Genomic DNA, 22,811 nt, shown 5'->3' with positions numbered 1-22,811 from the left:
GAGGGGTGGCCCCGACCGGGGCCCGCACACGACGCTTTTGGGGGGCTTGAACCTATGGACCCGAACAACCGGGGACCCGAGGAGCACGGCCAAGACGGCGACCACCGGCCGCCGCGCCCGCGCCCGCCCAGGGACCCGCTCACATCCGACTTCGGACAGCACGCGCCCGCGCTCGCCCGCACGGTGCAGCTGGTGTCCGGCGACTTCCTGCTCACCGTCAACCCCGTCGACGGCAGCGAGATCGAGGTCTGCCCGCCCGCGGAGCGGCCCGCCCGGCCCGAGAAGCTCACCACGGCCGAACGCGCCGAGGCCGAGCGCGCCGCGAGGCCGCCCGTCCCACCGGGACCGGTCCGGACCGTGCTGGGGCTGCTGGCCCGCGAGGACGAACGCGAGCGACTGGTGCGGCTGCTCGCCCGCGGCCGTTCCGTCCGCCTCACCGGCCCCGCCGGCTCCGGCCGCACCAGCCTCCTCGACGTCGTCGCCGAGGACTGCTCGGGCCTCGCGCCCGACGGCGTCGTCCGGCTCAACGGCTTCCACCGCACGGCCGACGACCTGCTCCACGACCTCTTCTACGCCGTCCACCGCGCGCCCCTGCACCGCCCGGACCGCGACGACCTGCTCGGCCGGCTCCGGGAGGTCGGCGCGGTCGTCGTCCTGGACGACATCGAGTTCGGCGGCACCGCCCTCGACGAGCTGCTGGACGCCACCCCCGAGTGCGCCTGGCTCATCGGCGCCACCCCGGAGGTGCCCGCCCCGTCCGCCGACTCGGCCGTCGAGGAGGTCTTCCTCGCCGGCCTGGACCGCTCGGACGGCGTGGAACTGCTGGAACGCGCCGCCGGCCGGACCCTCACCGAGGAGGAGGCCAACTGGGCCGGCGACCTCTGGTTCGAGTCCGAGGGCCTGCCGCTGCGCTTCGTCCAGGCCGGCGCCCTGCTGCGCCGGCGCGACCGGCAGCGGGCCGGCGCCGACGCCGTCGACGAGTTCGGCGTCTTCGCCGACGCCCGCCCCGCCGACGACACCCCCTACGACGCCGCCGAGGCCGACGAGGTGCCCCTGCCGTCCCTCGGGGAGGCCGCCGCGCCCGCGCCGCTCCTCGCCTCCCGGCTGAGCGCCTCCGCGCGCACCACCCTGGAGCTCGCCGTCGCGCTCGGCGGCGAGGTGCCGCACCAGGCGCACCTGCCCGCCCTGGTCGGCGACACCCACGCGGACGCCGCCCTCGGTGAGCTGACCGACTGCGGGCTGGTCTCGCCGGTCGGCTCCCGCTACCGGCTCGCCGCCGGGGTGCTCACCCAGCTGGAGAGCGCCGGATACGCCGACGGCGTACGGGAGAACGCGCTGGCCGCCGCCCAGCACTACGCCTGGTGGGCCGGGCACCCCTCGGTCACCCCGGAGCGGGTCTGCGCCGAGGCCGACGCCGTCCTGGCCGCCCTCACCGTGCTGGTGCCGGCGACGACCCCGCCCGCGGACGGCACGGAGAGCCCCGCCGTCCTGCTGGCCCGCACCGCGGCACCGGCGTTCGCCGCCGGGCTGCACTGGAGCGCCTGGGAACGGGCGCTGCGCTCCGGCACCGAGGCATCCCGGCTCGCCGGTGACGTCGCCGAGCAGGCCTACTTCCACCACGAGCTCGGCGTCCTCGCGCTGTGCGAGGGACAGCTCGACCGGGCCCGCGCCGAGCTGGAGGCCTCCATCGGGCTGCGCGGCGCGCTCTCCGACAAGCGCGGCGCCGTCGCGGGCCGCCGTGCCCTCGCGCTGGTCGCCGACCGGAGCGGGGACACGCCCGGCCTCGGCACCGGCGCGGGCGCGTTCGGAGGAGCGGGGGCCGCTGCCGGACTCGGCGTCGTCGGCCTCGGCCCGACCGCGGGGGAGGAGGTGCCCGACGCACGGAACGAGGAGTCGGCGTCGCCGCCCGCGGGCGTGCCCGCGCCCTTCCCGCCGCTCCAGGCGCCCGTGCAGTCACCGACCCTGGTCACCAGCCGGGACCCGTCCACCGGGCCGTCCCGCAAGGCGGGCGTGAACATCAAGGGCTTCGCGCGGCGCAATCTGGTGGCCGCCGGAGCGGGCGCCCTGCTCGTCGCCGTGCTCGGCACGGTGGTGACGCTCGGCGCCACGTCCGAGAACGACGCCGGTGATCCGTCCGACCAGGTCGGCGTCAACCCGTCGGCCAGCCAGGGCGTCGACGACGGCAGTCTGGGCGCGGACCGGCCGAGTGACGACGGCGAGGGCTCGGGCGACACCCGCGGGGCCACCGCCCGGCCGACCGACCCCGGCCCGGACGGCACCCTCGGCACGTCGGACGACCCGACGCCGACGGATTCGGCACTGCCGTCGGACGACGCGAGCACGTCGGGCGAGCCCGACGACCCGGGCTCGGAAGACCCGGGCGACTCGGGCGAGCCGGACGACCCGACCTCGTCGTCCAAGCCGCCCACGTCCAACGAGCCGCCGCCGGACCCGACCTCGCCGAAGCCCACCGACACCGAGCCGGACCCCGACCCCACCACGACGACGGAGGAGCCCACCACCCCCGGGGGCACCCCCACCGACACGGAGCCGCCCGCGCCGTCGAGCCCGGAGACGTCCAACAGCGCCAGCGGCCCCGTCACGCCGCCCAGCTCCCCGGCCGGCACCGTGACCGCCTCGCAGAGCAGCACCGGGACGAGCGGCACGGGCCCCGGCACGCCGAGTGGATCGGGACCGGCGACGAACCAGATCATCTGACCGTCGCCGGGGCGGCGGGTGACCGCACGAGAGGGCCGGGTCCGTCGCACGGACCCGGCCCTCTCGCGGGTGATGTGACGCGACGCGGAAGCTCAGAACAACCGCAGCTTGTCGTCCTCGATGCCCCGCATGGCGTTGTAGTCCAGTACCTGGCAGCCGATGCCGCGGTCCGTGGCGAGCACGCGGGCCTGCGGCTTGATCTCCTGCGCGGCGAAGACGCCGCGCACCGGGGCGAGATGGGGGTCGCGGTTCAGCAGCTCCAGATAGCGGGTGAGCTGCTCCACGCCGTCGATCTCGCCGCGCCGCTTGATCTCCACCGCGACGGTCCGGCCTTCGGCGTCCCGGCACAGGATGTCCACGGGGCCGATGGCGGTCATGTACTCGCGGCGGATGAGGGTGTAGCCCTCGCCCAGCGTCTCGATACGGTCGGCGAGCAGCTCCTGGAGGTGCGCTTCCACGCCGTCCTTGATCAGACCGGGATCGACGCCCAGCTCGTGCGAGGAGTCGTGGAGGATCTCCTCCATCGTGATGATGAGCTTCTCGCCCGCCTTGTTGACGACGGTCCAGACGCCTTCCTCCTCGCCCGTGCCCTCCTTCAGGGTGCAGGGCGGCGACATCCAGTTGAGGGGCTTGTAGGCCCGGTCGTCGGCGTGGATCGAGACGCTGCCGTCCGCCTTGACCAGGATCAGCCGGGGAGCCGAGGGCAGGTGGGCGGTGAGCCGTCCGGCGTAGTCGACGGAGCAGCGGGCAATGACGAGACGCATGGTCGGCAACGCTACTCGACGCGCCCGGTCCGACGCGATTCGCCCGTGCCGCGGCGACTCCGCGCGCTGTCCCACTTCTCCCATTGGCCCCACCTTGCACACTGGCCGATTGTGCGCCTACCCGATGGTGCCCATATAGCCATTCTCCTGGTGCGGTCACGATCGGTTGCTTACGGTATTGAACGGGAGGTCGCGAGGTGTGTACACAGTGTGTTCAATATCGCGCCCTCCCTCAACTGTCCGGCAACCCCTGCCAGTCGGGGGTGCGAGAGGAGAACTCATGTCGCTCGACGTCTCACCGGCCCTACTCGAACAGGCCGAGCGAGGCGAGGTCGACGAAGCAGCCTTCGTCGACTGCGTCCGGACTTCCCTGCCCTACGCATGGGAGATGGTCAGCTCCCTGGTGGCACAGCTGAAGGTCGACGGCGGTGCGTTCGCCGACAACCAGACGCCCCCGCCGGACGAGCAGGCACGCGGTCAGCTGCTGCGTGCGCTGGCCAGTGACGCCATACGCGGTGCACTGCAGCGGCACTTCGGGGTGCGGCTGGCCTTCCAGAACTGCCACCGGGTGGCGGTGTTCCCGTTGGACTCCTCCGTCGACGAGAAGCTGACCCGATTCACCTCGGTACGCAGCCAGGTACTGAACCAGTCGCCCGAGTTCCGCGACTGCTGACGCGGCGTGGTCCGCTTGCCGTTCCGTACGAGGGAGGTGCAGTTCGTACCGGAGCGGCAAGCTGTCCGGCAGAGGGCGGGGCCCCTCGCCGGCGGCGCCCGGGTGACCGTCGCCGGCGCGGTCAGCGGAGCTGGGGGAGTACCTCGGCCCCGAGCCGCCGGACGTTCTCCTCGGTCGCCGCGAGATCTCCGGACCCCTCGACGAGCAGGGCGAAACGGCTGATTCCGGTCCGCTCGCCGGTCGCTGCGAGCCGGTCCGCGCACAGTCGGGGCGGGCCCACCGGGTGCAGTCCGCAGAGCAGTTCGGTGTACGCGTACGGGTCGCGCATCCGCCGGGTGCGGCCGTCCACCGTGACGTGGGCGTCCAGCCCCTGCCGCAGCCAGCCCGGCATCGCCTTGAGCAGGGTCTCGGCCGCGTCCGTGCGGCGGTCCGCGATCTGGCAGACGCCGGCCGACACATGGGCCGCGCGGTGGATCTCCGCCGCCGGCCGCCCGGCCGCGCGGGCGTGCTCGCGCCACAGGGCGACCATCTCGGTCTTCTCCTCGTCCCCGACGTGCATGCCGAGCAGCATCGGCAGCCCCCGCTCGGCCGCCGTGCGCACGCTCGCCGGGGACGTGCAGGCGACGACGACCTCGGGGCCCGCGCCCTCCGTCAGGGACTCCGACGGGCGCGGGACGACGGGTACCTCGCGGAACCGGAAGCGTTCGCCCGAGGCGCCGACGGACGGTTCGCGCAGCCAGCGGACCAGCAGATCGAGTGACTCCGGGAAGCCCTCCTCGTACGCCTCCAGGCCCGCGCCGAACACCTCCAGGTCCACCCACGGGCCGCCCCGGCCCACGCCCAGCGAGAACCGGCCGCCGCTCGTGACGTGCAGCAGCGCGGCCTGCTCGCCGAGCGTCACGGGGTGGGCGGTGGGCAGGACGCTGACCGCGGTGCCGACCCGGATGCGGCGGGTACGGCCCAGCAGCAGTGCGGCCAGCGTGACGGCCGACGGGCACGTGCCGTAGGGCACGAAGTGGTGTTCGGCCAGCCAGACCGTGTCGAGCCCCGCCTCCTCGGCGACCTCGGCCGAGCGGACCGCGCGGTGCAGCGCCTCCCCCTGGCCCTGGCCCGGGAACTGGGCGCCCAACACGAAACTTCCTACGCGCATCGCTCTTCCTGCTTCCTCGGCTCCGACACGGAGCTCCCCCGCAGGGCATAACCGTCTGACACGTGCCGAGGACACGGCCGGGCGGAGGGATTGACGGATTGTCTACAGAATCGGCCGTTGTGGAGGGGCCGCCAGGGCCCCCGCGGCAGCCCGGCACGGGGGGAGTCGGGGCGGTCGCGGGCGTACGTGTACCCCTGTCCGTGCCGCGTAGGCTGGACGCCGCCCGTACTTCCTGTATAGCTCCGTGAGGTGTTCTGTGTCCCCGCGTCGCAACCGACCCAAGGGAGCCGGTTCGTCCGGCCGGAGCGCCGAGGAGGACAGCTCCGGCCGCTACGGCGGCTGGCAGTCGTCGGAGAGCTGGCAGGGCGACGACTGGAGCGTACGGCATGTGGCGGGCGCGAGCGCCCAGGGCAAGTCGTACCGCTGCCCGGGCTGCGACCAGCTCATCCCGGGCGGCGTCCCGCACGTGGTGGCCTGGCCGGCGCACTCGGGTGTCGACGACCGCCGGCACTGGCACAAGGCCTGCTGGAACGCGAAGGACCGCCGCACCACGAGGGTGCAGCGGTCCCGTAACGCGCCGAGGTTCTGAGCGTTCCTACACGTTCCGCTCCTACACGTCCCGCTTCTCCAGCAGCGCGCACGCGCCGGCGAACGCGGCGGCCGTCACGCCGAGCATGATCCACAGCGGGTCCCAGCCGGACGGGCCGGAGTCGCTGAGCGAGTTGGCGTAGAAGATGCTCATCTGGTTGGGGATCGAGTACTCGAACAGTGCCTGCTGCACGTCCTTGAGCGACTCCGTGAACATGAACAACGCGATCACCAGCGGGGCGAGCAGCGTCCCGATCATGATGGTGATGGCGCCCGCGGAGTGCCGGATGACCGAGCCGACGGCGAGCGACAGCAGTCCGAGCAGCGCGATGTAGAGCGAGACGCCGACCGTGGCCTTCAGCCACTCGCCGCCGGTTGGGGCCTCGGCTCCGGTGCTGCCGTCCAGGAGCGCCGTGTGCACGAGGGCGACGAGCGCCGTGCACACCAGCGTCACGGCGAACGCCACGAGGAAGAACACGATCGCCTTCGCCGCGAGGACCCGGCTGCGGCTCGGACAGGCCGTCATCGTGGTCCGTACCATGCCGGTGCCGTACTCCGAGGCGGTGGTCAGCACACCGAGCGTGATGACGCAGATGCTGCCGAGGAGCAGTCCGAAGAAGCCCAGCTCCAGCCCGTTCGCTCCGGAGAGGTCGGGCGAGGAGCTCGCCACCACCAGGCCGGTCAGCAGCCCGATACCGAGGACCAGCAGGACGAACACGCCCAGCGTCCACATCGTCGAGCGCACCGACTTGATCTTCGTCCACTCGGAGGCGACCGCGTGCCCGAGGTGCGTGCGCACCACCGGGATCGGCGACGTGTAGGTCGGGTACGGCGAACCGGGCGCCGCCTGCCAGTCGGGTGCGGCCTGCTGCGTCGGGGGCTGGGGCGTGCTCATCGGGCGTCCTCGGGCTTGGGCGGGTCGGTGACGGGCGCGGGCGCGGGCGCGTGGGCGGGTGAGGGGGCGGTGCCGGGCGGTGCGGCGGCCGGTGCGGGCGCCTGGGGAGCCTGCGGTGCCGCGTACGGGTTGACGGGCGGGCTGCCCGGAACCGCGCCGGGCGCGACCGGGGCGCCGCCGTACGCTCCCGCCGGGGCCTGGCCCGGCGCGCCCGGGGGCGCCGCGAAGGGCTGACCGCCCTGCTGGGGCGGGGGCGGGGCGTACCAGCCGGGCTGGCCCTGGCCGGGCACCGGCATCGGCGGCTGCGCGCCGGGCGGCAGCGGCTGCTGGAGTCCGGCCTTCTGGTCGGTGGTCGACCGGTAGTCGACGGCGCCCTGGGTCATCCGCATGTACGCCTCCTCCAGCGAGGCCTGGTGCGGAGACAGCTCCCACAGCCGTACGTCGGTGTCGTGCGCGACGTCGCTGATCCGCGGGAGCGCCAGCCCGGTCACCCGCAGCGCGCCGTCCTGCTCGGGCATCACGTGCCCGCCGGCCTCGGTCAGCGCGGACGTCAGCTTCTCGCGCAGCTGCGGCTCGCCGTCCGGTGTCCGCACGCGCGCGAAGTCGGCGGAGTTGGCCGAGATGAAGTCCTTCACGCTCATGTCGGAGAGCAGCCGGCCGCGCCCGATGACGATGAGGTGGTCGGCGGTCAGCGCCATCTCGCTCATCAGGTGCGAGGAGACGAAGACGGTACGGCCCTCCGCCGCGAGCGCCTTCATCAGGTTGCGCACCCAGTGGATGCCTTCGGGGTCGAGGCCGTTGACCGGCTCGTCGAACAGCAGCACCTGGGGGTCGCCGAGCAGTGCCGCGGCGATGCCGAGCCGCTGGCCCATGCCGAGGGAGAAGCCCTTGGAGCGCCGCCTGGCCACGTCCTGGAGGCCGACCACGCCGAGCACCTCGTCCACGCGCCGGGCCGGGATGCCCGACAGCTGGGCCAGGCTCAGCAGGTGGTTGCGGGCGGACCGGCCGCCGTGCACCGCCTTGGCGTCGAGGAGTGCTCCGACCTGCCGGGCGGCGTTGGGCAGCTTGCGGTACGGGTGGCCGCCGATCGTCACGTGGCCGGAGGTCGGGTTGTCCAGGCCGAGGATCATGCGCATCGTCGTCGACTTGCCCGAGCCGTTGGGCCCGAGGAAACCGGTGACGGCGCCGGGCCGCACCTGGAAGGAGAGGTCGTACACAGCGGTCTTGTCGCCGTAGTGCTTGGTCAGGCCGACAGCCTCGATCATGCTCCGCACCCATCGGAAGGTTCAGGGACAGCAGGGCACACGCCCCCGTAAGGGTTAGGAGGATATCGAGGCGCTGACGGTTCCGTTCAAGCCCGGGCAGAATCCGGGCGCGGAGGGAACCCTTCCAGCGTCTGCCCGGTCCTCATGCGTCCCGCCTCTTCAGCACAAGGTACCCCCCGACGAGCGCCGCGATCACCCACAGCGCCATGATCCCGAGTCCGCCCCACGGGCCGTAGGGGACGTCGTCGTCGACCGGCGCGACCACCTGCATGATCTTGCTGCCGGCCTGGTCGGGCAGGAACCGGCCGATCTTCTCCGTCGCCGGGACGTTGCCCAGGATGTTGGAGATCAGGAAGAAGAACGGCATCAGGATGCCCAGGGACAGCATCGGCGAGCGCAGCATCGCGGCGACGCCCATCGAGAACATCGCGATCAGGGTCATGTAGAGGCCGCCGCCGATGACCGCGCGCAGTACGCCCGGATCGCCGATCGACGCCCTGAGATCGCCGAGCATCGCCTGACCGAGGAAGAAGGTGGCGAAGCTGGTGACCATGCTCACGATGAGGGCGAGCCCCGTGGCCACCGCGAGCTTGCTGAACAGGAAGGTGCCGCGCTGCGGCACGGCGGCCAGCGAGGTGCGGATCATGCCGGAGCTGTACTCGTTCCCCACGACCAGCACCCCGAACACGATCATCGCCAGCTGGCCGAGGCTGGTCCCGGCGAAGCTGATGAAGGTCGGGTCGAAGGAGAGCCGGTCCTGTTCGCTCAGGTTGTCGAACTCGCTCTTCGACAGCGCCGAGATCAGCATGCCGAGGGCGATGGTGACGACCACGGCGAGGCCCAGCGTCCACACGGTGGACGCGACCGACCGGATCTTGGTCCACTCGGACCGGACGACCTGTGCCGCCGCCATGCTCATCCCTTCCTCCAGTCGCTGCCCCACTGCTGCCGTTCCTGCTGCCGCGGCGGCGCCGCGCCGGGCGGCTGCCCGTCGTGCGCGTGGTACTCCACGGACTCCGCGGTCAGCCGCATGAACGCCTCCTCCAGCGAGGCCCGCTGCGGGCTCAGTTCGTGCAGCACGATCTGGTGCCGCGCCGCCAGTTCCCCGATCGCCTCGGACGTGTCGCCGTCCACCTCCAGGGCCTCGGCGCCGGCCTCGACGACCGTGATGCCGTCGCCGTGCAGTACGTCGAGCAGCCGCTCGCGCTGCGGGGTGCGGATCCGGACGTAACTGCGCGAGTTCTCCGCGATGAACTCGGCCATCGAGGTGTCCGCCAGCAGCCTGCCCTGGCCGATGACCACCAGATGATCGGCGGTCAGCGCCATCTCGCTCATCAGGTGGGAGGAGACGAAGACCGTGCGGCCCTGGGAGGCCAGTGTCTTCATCAGGTTGCGGATCCAGTGGATGCCCTCGGGGTCGAGGCCGTTGACCGGCTCGTCGAACATCAGGATCCGCGGGTCGCCGAGCAGCGCGCCGGCGATGCCGAGCCGCTGGCCCATGCCGAGGGAGAAGCCCTTGGTCTTCTTGCGGGCGACCGCGGTGAGCCCGACCGTGTCCAGGACCTCGCGCACCCGGGTCGCCGGAATGCCGTTGCTCTGGGCGAGGCAGAGCAGGTGGTTGTAGGCGCTGCGCCCGCCGTGCCAGGCCTTGGCCTCCAGCAGGGCGCCGATGTACGTCAGGGGGTCCTTGAGCTGGTCGTAGTGCTTGCCGTCGATCCGGACGTCCCCCGCGGTGGGCCGGTCCAGGCCCAGCACCATCCGCATGGTGGTCGACTTGCCCGCGCCGTTGGGACCGAGGAAGCCCGTGATGATGCCGGGTCTGACGGTGAAGGAGAGGTTGTTGACCGCCACCTTCTCGCCGTACCGCTTGGTCAGCCCCTCGAGCTCGATCATGGCGCCCACGCTAGAACGGGACGAAGCCCTCTGCCACCCCAGTGACAGAGGGCTTCGCCCTCGTTCCGTACGTGTTCGGCCGGCGTTCGCCCCGTGTCAGCGGGACTGCTGGGCCGGCACCCCGCGGGAGACCGGCTCGTCCTCGGCCGGCGTACCGGCGGCGGCCACCGCGGCGCCCGTGAGGGTCGCCAGCATCTCGCGCACGTTGGTCAGCTGCGCGTTGATGGAGTCGCGGCGGTTGGTGAGGGCCGCGAGCTCGCGCTCCGATTCCGAACGGATCCGGTCCGCCTTCGCGTTGGCGTCGGCCACGATGTCCTCGGCCTGGCGCTGCGCCGTCTCGACGGTCTGGCGGGCGCGGCGCTCGGCGTCCGTGCGCAGCTTCTCCGCCTCCAGACGCAGCTGCTCCGCGCGGTGCTCGATCTCCGCGAGGCGCTTCTCGGCCTTGGCCTGACGGGAGGCCAGGTCGCGCTCGGACTGCTCGCGGCGCTTGGCGAGGTTCGTCTCGAAGTCGGCGGCGGCCTGCGCGGCCTTGGCGCGGGTCTCCTCGAAGAGGGCGTCCGCCTCCTCGCGCTTGGACTGCGCGTCCTTCTGCGCCTCGGAGCGCAGCTGCGAGGCGTCGCTCTTGGCCTTCTCGACGATCCGGACGCCCTCGTCCTCGGCCTTGGCCTTGCGCTCCGCGGCGTACGACTCCGCGTCGTTGCGCACCTGCTGGGCCGCCGACTCGGCGAGCTCGCGGTGCTGCTCGGCGGCGCGCCGGGCCTCCTCACGCAGGTCCTTCGCCTCTTCCTCGGCGAGACGCAGGATCTTCTCGACCCGGGCGCCGAGACCGGCGTACGACGGCTCGGCGTCGTTGACCTGGGCCTGGGCGTTCTGGGTCTCGAGGTGGAGCTCCTCGATGCGCTTTTCCAGAGCGGTGATGCGGGCGAGAGCGCTGTCACGGTCGGAGACGAGCTTGGAGATCCGTTCGTCCACCTGAGCGCGGTCGTACCCACGCCGCACAAGCTCGAAGCCGTAGGGGGAAGTGTCGCTCATGGGGTTCCTGTCGAAAGAGACCGGGTGAGGTGATAGAGGGAATCCTAGGCGCCAACGCGGTGTGTCATCGAGCGGATGCGCGTTTGGTACGGAGAATGACACCTCTTTCGGGTGGCTGACCCTCGGATGGCTTGCCAAAGTTCTGGTCAAGGGTTGGTCGGAAAAGCAGCCAAAGATCTCCAGGAGACACCGAATCCGTCCCGAACGCTAGCCGTCTGACGACTTGCCACCCGAACGTGGGGCACCGACCGTGGCTCCGGCCTTGACCCCGTTGTCCTTGCCGCCCGCCGGCGCCTCGAAGGACTCCAGCGCCTCCAGCACGTCCTGCACCCGGGAGATCTCGGCGTTGATGTCCTCGCGGCGCCGCACCAGGACCTCCAGCTCGCGCTTGCCCTCCTCGACCGTGCGCCGGGCCTCCTCGACCGCTTCGGCCTTGAGCTCCTCGGCCTCCCGGACCAGGGACGCCTTCTTCTGCTCGGCCTCCTTGAGCAGTCCCTCCGCCTTCTTGACGGCGGCGATGCGCACCTTGCCGGCCTCGGAGTTGGCCTCCGACACCAGCTCCTTGGCCTTCGCCTCCGCCTTGGCGAGCTGCTCCTCGGCGGCCTTGACGAGCGCGTCGCAGCGGTCGCCGGCCGACTTCATCGTCTCGGCGGCCTCGCGGCGGGCCCGTTCGTGCAGCTCCTCGATCTCGGAGGTGAGCCGCTCGCGCAGCTCCTCCGCGCGCTCCCTGATGGCGGTCGCGTCCCGGCGGGCGCCGACCAGCAGCTCGTCCGCGTCCGTACGGGACTTCTCCACCCGCTTGTTGCCCTCGACCGTCGCCTCCGCGACGATCCGGTCCGCCTCCGCGCGGGCCGCGCCGACCATGGTGTCGGCCTGCGACTCGGCGTCCGCGGTGGCCTTCTGGGCCTGCTGCTGGGCCTCGGTGAGCAGCTTGTCGGCCTCGGCCGTGGTCTCCGTGATGAGCGTGTCGACCTGCTCGGCCGCCTCCGAGCGCCGCTTGTTGGCGTCCTTGCGGGCCTCGTCGAGGGTGCGTTCGGCCTCCTCGCGGGCGGCCGTGGTCACCCGCTCGGCCTCCGCCGCCGCCTCGGCCCGGACGCGCTCCGCCTCGGTGCGGACGCGCTCGGCGTGCTGCTGGGCGGAGCCGACCGTCTGGGCGGCCTCGGCGCGCAGCCGCTCCGCCTCCCCGGTGGCGTCCGAGACCAGCTGCTCGGCCCGGGCGGTGGCCTCGGCGCGTACCCGCTCGGCCTCCGCGACCGTCTCGGTCCGCAGCCGCTCCGCCTCGTCGGCCGCCTCCGTGCGTACCCGCTCGGCCTCGGTCGCCGCCTCGGTGCGGACGCGCTCCGCCTCGGCGAGCGTCTCCGTGCGGATCCGGTCGGTCTCGGCCGCCGTCTCCGTGGTGAGCCGCTCCGCCTCGGAGCGCGCCTCGGTGATCAGGGTGTCCGCCTGCGTCGCCGCGTCGGACCGGATGCGGTTGGCGTCCTCGCGGGCGTCCGCCCGGGTCCGCGCCGCGGACTGCTCGGCCTCGGCGATGGTGTCGGAGGCCTCCGTGCGCACCCGCTGGGCGTGCTCGGACACGTCCGAACGGATCCGGTCGGCCTCCGCGATGGCCTCGGACATCGTCCGCTCGGCCAGCGCCTTGGCGGCCTCCGTCTCCTCCTGCGCCTCGCGCCGCAGCCGCGCGGCGTCCTCGCTCGCGCGTTCCCGCTCGGCGTAGGCGTCGGCGCGGACCCGGTCCGCCTCCTCCTCGGACTCGCGCCGGACGCGCTCCGCCGCGTGCTCGGCGGCGCTGCGCAGCCCGGTGATCTCCTCCTGGGCCTGCTCGTGCAGCCCGGCGACCGACTCCCGTACCTGCGTCGCGTGCTGTTCGGCGGCCGACACCATCTCGGTGGCGCGCCGGTCGGCCTCCTCGACCAGCCGGACCGCCTCGGCCTGCGCCTCCTCGACGCGCTTGCGCGCCGAGGCCAGCAGCTCCTCGCTCTGCTCGCGGGCCCGCTCACGCTCCTGGTCCGCCTCCTGCCGGGCGTCACCCAGCAGCTCCTCGGCCTCGCGGCGGCGCCGGGCGGCCTCCTCCTGGGCGGCGGCCAGCGTCTCGGAGGCCTCGGCGGCGATGCGCTCGGCGGCGGTCTGAGCCTCCGCCCGCACCCGGTCGGCGCTCTCCTGCGCCTCCGACTTCAGCCGCTCCGCCTCGCCCGCGGCCTCGGACCGCAGCCGTACGGCGACGGCCTCGCCCTCCGCGCGGGAGGCGGAGGCGTCCGCGGCGGCCTCGGTGCGCAGCCGCTCGGCCTCCGTCTCGGCCTGCTGCTGGAGCGTACGGATCCGCTCGGCGGCCTCCGTGCGCAGCCGCTCGCTCTCCTCGGCGGCCTCGCGGCGGATCCGCTCGCCCTCCTCACGGGCCTCGGTCAGCGCCTGCTCGGCGGCGGTGCGGCGCTCCTCGGCCTCGGTCTGCAGCCGCGTCAGCTCCCCGGCGGCCTCCGCCTGCCGGGCCTCGACGGCACGCTCGGTCTCCTCGCGCAGTTCGCGGGCGGCCCGCTCGGCGTCCGCCTGGAGCTCCTCGGCGCGCTCGACGGCCTCCACCCGGTGCCGCTCGGCCTCGGCGCGGGTGCGCTCCAGGGTCTCCTCGGCCTGCCGGCGCAGGGTCGTCGCCCGCTCGATGGCCTCGGTGCGGACCTTCTCGCTGTCGGCCGTCGCGGTCTGCCGCAGCTCGTCGGCGTCCGCCTTGGCCTTGGCGAGCAGCTCCTCGGCGGTCTTCGCCGCCTCCTCGATCTGCGCCACGGCCTCCTTGCGGGCCTCGGCGCGGATCTTCTCGCCCTCGGCGACGGCGTCGGCACGCAGCTGCTCGGCGTCGCCGCGCAGCCGGCGCGCCTCCTCCTGCAGCTCGACCGTCTTGGCGCGGTACTCCTTGGTGTCGTCCTTCGCCGCGCCCTTGAGCTCGGCGGCGATGTCGTGCGCCTCGGCACGCAGCCGGTCCGCCTCGGCCTCGGCCTCGGTACGGATCCGCTCGGCCTCCTCGGCGGCGGCCTTCGTGGTCCGCTTGGCGTCCTCGGACGCCTTGTTCAGCACGTCCTCGGCGGTCTTGGCGGCCTTGGACAGCTGGGTGGCCGTCTCCTCGGCGGTGAGTGTGCGGGCCTTCTCGGTGGCCTCGGTGACGATCTTCTCGGCCTCGGCGCGGGCGTCCGCGACCAGCTGCTCGGCCTCGGTCCTGGTGGACTCGGCGTCCTTGGTGGCCTCGCCGACCAGCCGGGCGACCTGCTCCTTGGCGGTGCGGGTGCGCTGCTCGTTGGTCTGCTCGGCGCTCGCGAGGGCCTTGGACGCGGCCTCCTTGGCCTCGGCGACCACCTTCTCGGCCTCGGCCTGCGCCTTGCGCAGCGCCTCCTCGGCCTCGGACATGCGCTGTTCGGCGGCCCGGCTCAGCTCCTGCACCTGGCGGCGGGTGGCCTCCGACTCGGTGGCGGTGGAGGTGCGCAGCTGCTCGGCGTGGTCGGTGGCCTCCTGCGCCTGCGTGGAGGCCGCGTTCAGCAGCCGCTCGGCGTCGGCGCGGGCCCGGCGCAGGATCTGCTCCGCCTCGGCGCGGGCGCTCTCGGCGTCGTTGCGCAGCCGCTGCCGGGCCTCGGAGGTGAGCCGGTCCGCCTCCGCGCGGGCCGCGGCCATGGCCTGCTCGGCCTCGGCCCGGGACTCGTCGAGCAGCCGGCGGGCCTGCTGCTCGGTGCGGGCGCGCAGCTGTTCCGCCCAGGCCACGTTCTCGTTGACGTGCGACTCGACGGTCTGCCGGCGCTCGGCCAGCTCCTGGTCCAGCTGCTGGCGCCGGGTCACCGCCTCCTGGTGCAGCTCGGCCTGGAGCCGGGCGGCCTGCTCGGCGTGCTCCTGGAGGATGCGCTGGGTCTGCGCCCGCGCCTGGCTCAGCTCCCGCTCGGCGTCCGCGCGCAGCTGCTCGGCCTGCGTCTGCGCGTTGCGCAGCAACTGCTCGGCCTGGTACCCGATGTCGCCGCCGTCGAAGGCGGGCCGGGACATGATGGTGCGCCGCGCCTCGTGCAACTTGGCGCGCAGCACCTCGACCTGGTAGCCGAGGTCCTCGGCGTGCTGGATCGCCTTTTCCCGCTCGGTCTTCAGCCGCTTCATCTCGGCCTCGAACCGAGAGAGGTGGTCGACGTCAGCCGCCGGCTCTCGCTCCTGGCTCTCGTAGCCCCGCACTGCGCGGTCCCATCCGTCCCCTGGTCGCAAATCTTCCCGAACGAGCTCCGTCCGTCCACCGGACGGGGCCCCCGGGGAATGGTGTCAGATCAACGGCGGAGCACGTGCTTCTGCCCCGGCGTCCGCCCCCCGAAACACGACCCCGGCGGTCCCGCCACCACTGACGGCAGGACCGGGTCACCCTGGACTGAGCGGCGACCGCACCCAACCCTACCGGCCCCTATGTACGAGAGTCAGTGCTCAGGTGACTCAACGGCCGCCGAAGTGACCAGTTCTGTCAGTACGCCATGGCAGTCCTTGGGGTGCAGGAAGGTGATCCGCGACCCCATGGAACCGCGCCGGGGCTCGTCGTACAGGACGCGTACGCCCTTGCCCCGGATGTCCGCGGCGTCCGCGTCCACGTCCGCCGTGCCGAACGCGATGTGGTGAACGCCCTCGCCGTTCTTGGCGAGCCACTTCCCGACCGCGGAGTCCTCGCGGACGGGCTCCAGGAGCTGGAGGTACGAGGCGCCGCCGTCCGACGTATCGTTGATCTTGAGCATGGCCTCGCGCACGCCCTGCTCCTCGTTGACCTCGGTGTGGAACACCTCGAAGCCATAGGTGGCACGGTAGAACTCGACAGTCGCGTCGAGGTCACGGCAGGCGATTCCGATGTGGTCGATTCGCGTCAGCATGCATTGATTGCAGCGCTCCGGAGGTGGTTACGCAACGTGCGCGCGATCACACCGACAGCCCGGTGACGGGCGGGATACCGCTCAGTACATTCGAGTAAACCCTCGTTCACTCCTCGGCCTGTGCGGGCCGGAAAAGGGGATCGCAGCTCATGTCTTCTGGAACCTCTGGAACCACTGGAACGAACCGCACGACCTCCGTCATCGTCGCGGGTGCCCGCACCCCGATGGGGCGGCTGCTCGGCTCGCTGAAGTCCTTCTCCGGGGCCGACCTCGGCGGCTTCGCGATCAAGGCCGCCCTCGACCGTGCGGGGATCGGCGGCGACCAGGTCCAGTACGTGATCATGGGGCAGGTGCTCCAGGCCGGCGCCGGGCAGATCCCCGCCCGCCAGGCCGCCGTGAAGGCCGGCATCCCCATGAACGTCCCGGCGCTCACGATCAACAAGGTCTGCCTGTCGGGCCTGGACGCGATCGCGCTGGCGGACCAACTCATTCGCGCCGGCGAATTCGACGTGGTCGTCGCCGGCGGCCAGGAGTCCATGACCAACGCCCCGCACCTGCTGCCGAAGTCCCGCGAGGGCTACAAGTACGGCGCGGTCCAGATGCTCGACGCCATGGCGCACGACGGTCTGACCGACTCCTTCGAGGGCATCGCCATGGGCGAGTCCACCGAGAAGCACAACACCCGCCTCGGCATCGAGCGCGCGGCCCAGGACGAGATCGCCGCCCTGTCCCACCAGCGCGCGGCCGCCGCCCAGAAGAACGGCGTCTACGAGGCCGAGATCACTCCGGTCGAGATCCCGCAGCGCAAGGGCGAACCGGTGCTGTTCAGCAAGGACGAGGGCATCCGCGGCGACACCACCGCCGAGTCGCTCGGCAAGCTGCGGCCGGCCTTCTCCAAGGACGGCACGATCACCGCGGGCTCCTCCTCGCAGATCTCCGACGGCGCGGCGGCCGTGGTCGTCATGAGCAGGGCCAGGGCCGAGGAGCTCGGCCTGGAGTGGATCGCGGAGATCGGCGCCCACGGCAACGTCGCCGGCCCGGACAACTCTTTGCAGTCGCAGCCGTCCAACGCCATCCGGCACGCCCTGAAAAAGGAGGGCCTGGAGGTCGGCGACCTGGACCTGATCGAGATCAACGAGGCGTTCGCGGCCGTCGCCGTGCAGTCAATGAAGGACCTCGGCGTATCCACCGAAAAGGTGAACGTCAACGGCGGCGCCATCGCGCTGGGTCACCCCATCGGCATGTCCGGCGCCCGGCTCGTGCTGCACCTGGCGCTGGAGCTGAAGCGGCGCGGCGGCGGGGTCGGCGCGGCGGCGCTGTGCGGCGGCGGCGGCCAGGGTGACGCGCTGATCGTGCGGGTACCCAAGGCCTGACGCCGCGTTACCGCGATACGACCTTCACCGACCGGGTGACGACTTCCCACTGAACTGAACGGAGCTGTGATGCAGGACGTCTCCTCGCTGGTCGCCCAGGCCAGGGAAGGCCGGCCGCGGGCCGTGGCCCGGCTGATCTCCCTGGTCGAGGGGGCGTCCCCGCAGCTCAGGGAGGTCATGCGGACGCTCGCGCCGCTGACCGGCGGGGCGTACGTGGTCGGTCTGACCGGCTCGCCGGGCGTCGGCAAGTCCACCTCCACCTCGGCGCTGGTGACGGCGTACCGCAAGCAGGGCAAGCGGGTCGGCGTCCTCGCCGTCGACCCGTCCTCCCCCTTCTCCGGCGGCGCCCTGCTCGGCGACCGCGTCCGGATGTCGGAGCACGCGTCCGACCCGGGCGTCTACATCCGCTCGATGGCGACCCGCGGCCACCTCGGCGGCCTCGCCTGGGCGGCACCGCAGGCGATCCGCGTCCTCGACGCGGCCGGCTGCGACGTGATCCTCGTCGAGACGGTCGGCGTGGGCCAGTCGGAGGTGGAGATCGCCTCCCAGGCCGACACCTCCGTCGTCCTCCTCGCCCCGGGCATGGGCGACGGCATCCAGGCCGCCAAGGCCGGAATCCTGGAGATCGGCGACGTCTACGTCGTCAACAAGGCCGACCGCGACGGCGCGGACGCGACCGCCCGCGAGCTGAACCACATGCTGGGCCTCGGCGAGACCCGCGGCCCCGGCGACTGGCGCCCGCCCATCGTCAAGACGGTCGCCGCGCGCGGCGAGGGCGTCGACGAGGTCGTCGAGGCCCTGGAGAAGCACCGCGCGTGGATGGAGGAACGGGACGTCCTCACCGAACGCCGCCGGGCCCGCGCCGCCCGCGAGGTCGAGACCATCGCCGTCACCGCCCTGCGCGAACGCATCGGCGACCTGCACGGCGACCGCCGCCTCGGTGCGCTGGCGGAACGCATCGTCGCGGGCGACCTGGACCCGTACCGCGCGGCGGACGAACTGGTGGCGGGGCTGACGAACGGCTGACGGGGGCCGACGAGCGGCTGACGGGCTGACGAGCGGCTTGACGGGCTGACGAGCGGCTGACGGGCTGACGAGCGGCTGCCGCCGGGGCCCGAAAAGCCGGTGCGGCCGCGCAACCGCGCTGCTACGTTGACCCGCGTGTTCCTCCTCTTGGCATAGGGCCCGCCCCGCACGCGACCGCCGGAGAACGGCCGTCGCGCGCTTCGGCGTCCCCTCGTTGCCTCCCTTTGAGGAACCTTCTCCGTGTCCACGCACGCTTCGCGGCCCTCCTATGCCGCCGTCCTCCGTGTCCCCCATGCCCGCCGCACCTTCCTGGCCGCCCTCGTCGGCCGGCTGTCGTACGGCACTGTCTCCCTCGCCCTGATGCTCTCCCTGACCCGGTCCACCGGGTCGTACGCCGTGGCCGGCACGGTCATGGCGCTCTTCGGCGCCACCAGCGTCTTCCTCTCCCCCTACCGCGCGGCCCTGGTCGACCGGCACGGCCCGCGCCGGGCCCTGCTCCCCATGGCACTGCTGTACGCCGCCCTGCTCTGCGCGCTGGCGGCGGTCTGCCGGTACCCGGGCACGCCCGCGGCCGTCCTCGCGGTGACCGCCGCGTTCGCGGGCGCCTGCACGCCGCCCCTCGGCCCCACGATGCGCGCGGTGTGGGCAGGGCTGCTGCCCGACCGGGCCATGCTGCAGCGCGCCTACAGCCTGGACGGCGTCGCCGAGGAACTCCTCTTCGTCTCGGGTCCGCTCCTGGTCGGCGTGGTGGCCGGTGTCGCCACACCTGATGTCGGGGTGCTGCTCAGCGCGCTGCTGGTGGCGGTGGGCACCCTCGCCTTCGTCACGTCACCGGCCGTCGGCGTGCTGCCTCCGGCGGAGGGCGCGAAGGACGGCTCCGCGCCGGCCGGCCGAGGGTCGGCGGGGCAGGGGCGTGCCCTGCTGCAACCCGTCGTCGTCGCCGCGGGCGTCGGCATCTCGCTGAGCGCCGTCGACCTTCTCGTCGTCGCCTTCGCGGAGCAGCGCGGCCTCGGCGGCTCCACCGTCGCCTGGGTGCTCGCGGCCCTGTCGGCGGGCAGTGCGGTCGGCGGGCTGCTGAACGGCGCCGTCACCTGGACGTCGTCCGCCCGCGCCCGGCTGCCGTTCCTCGCGGCCGGCCTCGGCCTCTGCCTGATCGCCGCGGGCCTCGCGTCCGGCGTCGGGACGCTCGTCGCGGCCGTCGCCTGCGCGGGCCTGTTCGTGGCACCGGCGCTGACGACGGCGTACCTGATCGCCGACGAGAGCGCGGCGCCGGGATTCCGGACCCGGGCGGGCGCCTGGGTCAACACCGCGGTGAACGCCGGAGGTTCCGCCGGTGCCGCCTCGGTGGGCCTGCTGGTGGAACGGCTGCCGCTGCCGGTGTGCTTCGCGGTGTCCGGCGCGGTCGCCGTGGCGGCGGCGCTGGTGCCGGGGCGCCGCCGCGGTCGGTCCGTCGGGCGGACGGGGCTGCTCAGTCGTCGTCCGAGCCGGAGTCGTCCGAGTCGTCCGAGCCGGAGTCGTCCGAGTCGTCCGAGTCGTCGGAGTCCGTGTGGTGTGAGCGATCGGCGGTGACCTTGCCGTTCTTCGGGTCGACCCGCCAGTCCTGCTCGCCCCCGCCGGAGGACCGGGTCTCGACCTCCCAGGCCGCCTCGCCGTCGCCGTGGTCGCCGTCGTCGTCCAGCTCCACGGAGGTCACGGTCCCGTGGCCGGCCGCGGCCTTCGCGGCCTCGGCGGCGTCCACGGACGTGCCCTTCAGGGCGGCCCGCACCTCGTCGGTGTCGTCCTCGTCGTCCGTCTCCGAGCCGAGGACCTTGCCGTCGGCCGGGTCGATCCACACGCTGTGCCAGGTGCCGTCACCGGAGAGGACGTCGACCTCCCAGGCCGCGCGCTCGCCGTCGTCGCCGTCGTCGTCCGCGTCGTCCAGTTCGGCGGAGACGGCGGTGCCGGGGGCCTTCTTCAGGGCGGCGGCGATGGCGTCGGCCGCCGTCACCTTCACCGAGGACACGCGGGAGGCGTCGTCGTCGCGGTCACCGTCGCGGGAGTCGTCCCGGTCGTCGTCGGCGTCGTCCGCCCGGTCGCCCGCGTCGTCGTCCGAGGCGCCGCGCACGTCCGTCTGACGCGTCGTCGTACCCGGGTCGTCGTCCGTGGTCGCCAGAGCCGTCGCCGTACCGCCTCCGATCAGTGCGGCGGCGGTGACGGCGGCGATCACGATGTTGCGCTTCATGCGAGTTCCTCCCGAGTCGTACGGAATCACTTCGATTTCGACGCCTTCACTGTCGTCCACCGACGCTGAGGCCAAGCTGAAGCCGCCTGAAGGGATCTTCAGCTTGGTTTTGGGACCCTCTACCCATGCGTCTGTTGATCGTGGAGGACGAGAAGCGGCTTGCCCTCTCGCTCGCCAAGGGCCTCACCGCCGAGGGCTACGCCGTGGACGTCGTCCACGACGGCCGGGAGGGCCTGCACCGGGCCGGCGAGGGCACGTACGACCTGGTCATCCTCGACATCATGCTGCCCGGCCTCAACGGCTACCGGGTCTGCGCCGCCCTGCGCGCCGCCGGGCACGACGTGCCGATCCTGATGCTCACCGCCAAGGACGGCGAGTACGACGAGGCGGAGGGCCTGGACACGGGCGCGGACGACTACCTCACCAAGCCCTTCTCGTACGTCGTCCTCGTCGCGCGCGTGAAGGCCCTGCTGCGGCGGCGGGCGCAGGGCACCGGGGCGTCGCCCGTGCACGTCCACGGCGACCTGAAGGTCGACACCGCCGCCCGCCGGGTCTTCCTGGCCGAGCGGGAGGTCACCCTCACCGCCAAGGAGTTCGCCGTCCTGGAGCAGCTCGTCGTGCGGGCCGGACACGTCGTGTCCAAGGCGGAGATCCTGGAACACGTCTGGGACTTCGCCTACGACGGCGACCCCAACATCGTCGAGGTGTACGTCAGCGCCCTGCGGCGCAAGCTGCGCGCCGGTCTCATCCGCACCGTGCGCGGCGCCGGCTACCGGCTGGAGGGCGAGCGATGAGCCGGCTGTTCGGGTCGGTCCGGGCCCGGGCCACGCTCGGCGCCACCCTCGTGGTCGCCGTCGCCCTCGTCGCGGCCGGCACCGCCGTCCTGCTGTCCCTGCGCTCCAACCTGCTCGGCGAGGCCGGCACCCAGGCCGAGCGCTCCGCGCGGGAGGTCGCCGCCGAGCTGTCCGTCGGGACGCGGTACACCGAGCTGTCCCTGGACGTGGACGACCGCCCGGTGCAGATCGTCGACGAGGAGGGCACGCTCGTCGCCGCCAGCGAAGACCTGGAGCGGATCAGCGGCACGGGCGTCGACGCGGTGCAGCCGCAGCCGACCCCCACCGGCGACGACGGTGGCGACGATGACGGCGACGACGACGGTGGCGACTCGGACGACGCCGGCGATTCGCTGGAGCCCGGTGAGATCGGCGAGCGGACCACCGTCAGCGACGGTTCGGCGACGATCGGCGGCGACACGGAGGACTACCGCTTCGCCGCCGTACCCGTGGAGACCCGGAACGGTGACCAGCTCACCGTCTACGCCGGTGCCCCGCTGTCCGCCGAACACGGCGCCGTGAACACCGCGCTGACCGTCATGCTGATCGGCTTTCCGCTGCTCCTCGCGGTCGTCGGGTGGGTGACCTGGCTGGTCACCGGGCGCGCGCTGCGCCCCGTGGCGGGCATCCGCCGGGAGATGGCCGCGATCACCGCCAGCGAGGACCTCGCGCGCCGCGTCCCGGTGCCGGACACCCACGACGAGGTGGCCCGGCTCGCCTCGACCACCAACGAGACGCTGGCCGCGCTGGAGTCCTCGGTGGAGCGGCAGCGGCGCTTCGTCGCCGACGCCTCGCACGAGCTGCGCAGCCCCATCGCCTCGCTGCGCACCCAGCTGGAGGTGGCCGCCGCCCATCCGGAGCTGCTCGACCTCGACGGCGCCGTGGAGGACACCGTACGGCTGCAGCGGCTCGCCGCCGACCTGTTGCTGCTGGCCAGGCTGGACGCGGGGGAGCGGCCCGCCGACGCGCGCGTCGACCTCGCGGCGCTCGCGCGGGAGGAGACCGGGGGCCGGCCGGGGGTGAGCGTGCGGTCCCAGGGCGACGGAGCGGGCGAAGGAGCGGCTGATGGGGCGGCTGATGGAGCGGGCGAAGGAGCGGGCGAAGCGGGCGAGGTGACGGTGGCCGGGTCGCGGGGGCAACTGGGGCGGGTGCTGGCCAATCTCCTCGACAACGCGCAGCGGCACGCCCGCTCGGCGGTCGAGGTGTCCGTGCGCCGCGACGGCGACCTGGCCGTGGTCGCGGTGGCCGACGACGGGGAGGGCGTGCCGGCCGGCGACCGGGAGCGGATCTTCGAGAGGTTCGTCCGGCTCGACGCCGCCCGCAGCCGCGACGACGGCGGGGCCGGGCTGGGGCTGGCCATCGCCCGTGACGTCGCCGTGCGGCACGGTGGCACGCTCACCGTCCACGAGGCGCCGGCGGGCGGCGCCCTGTTCGAGCTCCGCCTGCCGGCCGCCCAGACCCTCACGCCCCCGCGGACGTGATCAGGGGCGTGAGGTCGGGGACGCGAGATCAGGCGTG

Annotated in this window: 18 protein-coding genes; 8 read left to right on the top strand and 10 right to left on the bottom strand. The window is 73.2% G+C overall.

Annotation, left to right across the window (positions count from 1 at the left end):
• The first annotated feature begins 54 nt into the window (after positions 1-54).
• Complete coding sequence (locus tag ACP4J0_RS18360) at positions 55-2,718, top strand: ATP-binding protein (protein ID WP_426599745.1); 2,664 nt, start codon at positions 55-57, stop codon at positions 2,716-2,718.
• 92 nt (positions 2,719-2,810) lie between these two features.
• On the opposite strand, the gene nucS is transcribed toward ACP4J0_RS18360, so the two are convergent.
• Positions 2,811-3,482, bottom strand: a complete 672-nt coding sequence (nucS, locus tag ACP4J0_RS18355; protein WP_053137172.1) for an endonuclease NucS — start codon at positions 3,480-3,482, stop codon at positions 2,811-2,813.
• Positions 3,483-3,762: 280 nt separating this feature from the next.
• Here nucS and ACP4J0_RS18350 point away from each other — a divergent pair, with 280 nt between their 5' ends.
• Positions 3,763-4,155, top strand: coding sequence for an SCO5389 family protein (locus ACP4J0_RS18350; protein WP_055421911.1), 393 nt, complete (start codon positions 3,763-3,765; stop codon positions 4,153-4,155).
• A gap of 121 nt (positions 4,156-4,276) precedes the next feature.
• Here the strand turns inward: ACP4J0_RS18350 and ACP4J0_RS18345 are convergent, their stop codons facing one another.
• The gene (locus ACP4J0_RS18345; RefSeq protein ID WP_426599744.1) at positions 4,277-5,305 is read right to left on the bottom strand and encodes an LLM class flavin-dependent oxidoreductase; all 1,029 of its coding nucleotides are present in this window, start codon (positions 5,303-5,305) and stop codon (positions 4,277-4,279) included.
• Between the two features lie 256 nt (positions 5,306-5,561).
• Here ACP4J0_RS18345 and ACP4J0_RS18340 point away from each other — a divergent pair, with 256 nt between their 5' ends.
• Positions 5,562-5,894 (top strand): ATP/GTP-binding protein, encoded by a 333-nt coding sequence (locus ACP4J0_RS18340; RefSeq protein WP_426599743.1) that lies wholly within the window; start codon positions 5,562-5,564, stop codon positions 5,892-5,894.
• 21 nt (positions 5,895-5,915) lie between these two features.
• On the opposite strand, the gene ACP4J0_RS18335 is transcribed toward ACP4J0_RS18340, so the two are convergent.
• The 7 genes from ACP4J0_RS18335 to mce form a co-directional block, all read right to left on the bottom strand.
• On the bottom strand, positions 5,916-6,788 hold the full coding sequence (locus tag ACP4J0_RS18335; protein ID WP_426599742.1) for an ABC transporter permease: 873 nt from the start codon (positions 6,786-6,788) through the stop codon (positions 5,916-5,918).
• On the bottom strand, positions 6,785-8,053 hold the full coding sequence (locus tag ACP4J0_RS18330) for an ABC transporter ATP-binding protein (protein WP_426599741.1): 1,269 nt from the start codon (positions 8,051-8,053) through the stop codon (positions 6,785-6,787). Before ACP4J0_RS18330 ends, ACP4J0_RS18335 begins: the two co-directional genes overlap by 4 nt.
• A gap of 142 nt (positions 8,054-8,195) precedes the next feature.
• Positions 8,196-8,972 (bottom strand): ABC transporter permease, encoded by a 777-nt coding sequence (locus ACP4J0_RS18325; RefSeq protein ID WP_426599740.1) that lies wholly within the window; start codon positions 8,970-8,972, stop codon positions 8,196-8,198.
• Positions 8,969-9,946 (bottom strand): ABC transporter ATP-binding protein, encoded by a 978-nt coding sequence (locus ACP4J0_RS18320; protein WP_426599739.1) that lies wholly within the window; start codon positions 9,944-9,946, stop codon positions 8,969-8,971. Before ACP4J0_RS18320 ends, ACP4J0_RS18325 begins: the two co-directional genes overlap by 4 nt.
• A gap of 96 nt (positions 9,947-10,042) precedes the next feature.
• Positions 10,043-10,978: a cellulose-binding protein gene (locus tag ACP4J0_RS18315; protein WP_426599738.1), complete on the bottom strand. Its 936-nt coding sequence runs from the start codon at positions 10,976-10,978 to the stop codon at positions 10,043-10,045.
• Between the two features lie 207 nt (positions 10,979-11,185).
• Positions 11,186-15,166, bottom strand: a complete 3,981-nt coding sequence (gene scy / locus ACP4J0_RS18310; RefSeq protein WP_426599737.1) for a polarized growth protein Scy — start codon at positions 15,164-15,166, stop codon at positions 11,186-11,188.
• Between the two features lie 233 nt (positions 15,167-15,399).
• A complete protein-coding gene (mce, locus tag ACP4J0_RS18305; protein ID WP_426523544.1) occupies positions 15,400-15,840 on the bottom strand; it encodes a methylmalonyl-CoA epimerase in 441 nt (146 codons plus the stop codon).
• Positions 15,841-15,989: 149 nt separating this feature from the next.
• Here mce and ACP4J0_RS18300 point away from each other — a divergent pair, with 149 nt between their 5' ends.
• The 3 genes from ACP4J0_RS18300 (at position 15,990) to ACP4J0_RS18290 (ending at position 19,808) form a co-directional block, all read left to right on the top strand.
• Positions 15,990-17,213, top strand: a complete 1,224-nt coding sequence (locus ACP4J0_RS18300; RefSeq protein WP_426599736.1) for an acetyl-CoA C-acetyltransferase — start codon at positions 15,990-15,992, stop codon at positions 17,211-17,213.
• Between the two features lie 69 nt (positions 17,214-17,282).
• Positions 17,283-18,239, top strand: a complete 957-nt coding sequence (gene meaB / locus ACP4J0_RS18295; RefSeq protein WP_426599735.1) for a methylmalonyl Co-A mutase-associated GTPase MeaB — start codon at positions 17,283-17,285, stop codon at positions 18,237-18,239.
• Positions 18,240-18,479: 240 nt separating this feature from the next.
• Positions 18,480-19,808, top strand: a complete 1,329-nt coding sequence (locus ACP4J0_RS18290; RefSeq protein WP_426599734.1) for an MFS transporter — start codon at positions 18,480-18,482, stop codon at positions 19,806-19,808.
• Here ACP4J0_RS18290 and ACP4J0_RS18285 read toward each other — a convergent pair.
• A complete protein-coding gene (locus ACP4J0_RS18285; protein WP_426599733.1) occupies positions 19,708-20,460 on the bottom strand; it encodes a PepSY domain-containing protein in 753 nt (250 codons plus the stop codon). The two genes, ACP4J0_RS18290 and ACP4J0_RS18285, sit on opposite strands and share 101 nt — an antisense overlap.
• A 125-nt stretch (positions 20,461-20,585) precedes the next feature.
• Here ACP4J0_RS18285 and ACP4J0_RS18280 point away from each other — a divergent pair, with 125 nt between their 5' ends.
• Together ACP4J0_RS18280 and ACP4J0_RS18275 are read left to right on the top strand one after the other, a co-directional pair.
• Positions 20,586-21,254, top strand: coding sequence for a response regulator transcription factor (locus tag ACP4J0_RS18280; protein ID WP_426599732.1), 669 nt, complete (start codon positions 20,586-20,588; stop codon positions 21,252-21,254).
• A complete protein-coding gene (locus ACP4J0_RS18275) occupies positions 21,251-22,774 on the top strand; it encodes a sensor histidine kinase (protein ID WP_426599731.1) in 1,524 nt (507 codons plus the stop codon). The genes ACP4J0_RS18280 and ACP4J0_RS18275 overlap by 4 nt, the downstream gene beginning before the upstream one ends.
• Positions 22,775-22,811: the final 37 nt, after the last annotated feature.

Origin of the sequence: Streptomyces sp. WG7, from assembly GCF_049975785.1 — a bacterium.
GTDB lineage: Bacteria > Actinomycetota > Actinomycetes > Streptomycetales > Streptomycetaceae > Streptomyces.
This window is presented reverse-complemented; position numbering and strand designations above follow the sequence as displayed.